This is a genomic window from Mesorhizobium sp. M7A.F.Ca.US.014.04.1.1, from assembly GCF_003998745.1.
Classification (GTDB): Bacteria; Pseudomonadota; Alphaproteobacteria; order Rhizobiales; family Rhizobiaceae; genus Mesorhizobium; species Mesorhizobium ciceri.
In genome coordinates this window covers 1-659 of sequence record NZ_RZRW01001304.1, presented here as the reverse complement: position 1 = coordinate 659, position 659 = coordinate 1, and the positions used below count along the sequence as shown (strand labels likewise).

Annotated in this window: 1 protein-coding gene; it reads left to right on the top strand. The window is 66.5% G+C overall.

The features are described 5' to 3' along the window. Nucleotides 1–659 (top strand): DUF3422 family protein (locus EOA22_RS36215; RefSeq protein WP_127390742.1); only part of this gene is annotated, 659 nt, incomplete at both ends.

The following is a 659-nucleotide window of genomic DNA, read 5'->3' as shown; positions in this document are numbered from 1 at the left end:
CCCTTCGCCAACGGGTTTTCCCCGCCGGGAACCTGCATCTCCGGCATCAGGCTCGAAATCCGCAAATGGACGCAAGCAAGCGAGCAACTGATAGCCGGTTTCGATCCGACCAGCCTGTGCTACTCGCTGGTCGAGCGCGGAAACGCCGCCATCGTCACCGATTTTCGCCAGGATGGCGATGGCCTGACGCGCATGCTGCTGCTCGATCGCGGCTTGACCCCGGCGCGCACCGGCGCGTTGTCACAGCGGCTTATCGACATCGAGACCTATCGGACGCTGGCCATGCTCGGCCTGCCGCTGGCGTTGACCTTGTCCGGCCGCGCCCGCCGCATCGAAGACCGGCTGGCGCAGACCACGCTGGAAATGAAGGTCGCCGGGACACGGGACAGCCAGACCTTGCTGGCCGATCTGACCGAACTTGCGGCGGAGCTGGAGGCGGACGCGGCGTCGAGCCTTTACCGTTTCGGCGCCAGCCGCGCCTATGACGGCATCGTCGGCGAACGGCTGGACGCACTCGAGGAAGAGGCTGTGCCCGGCTATGACACATGGCGCGGGTTCCTGCAGCGCCGTGTGGCGCCCGCAATGCGCACCTGCCGCTCGGTCGAGGAGCGGCAGGAAAATCTATCGCGAAAACTGACCCGCGCCACGACGCTGCTGCG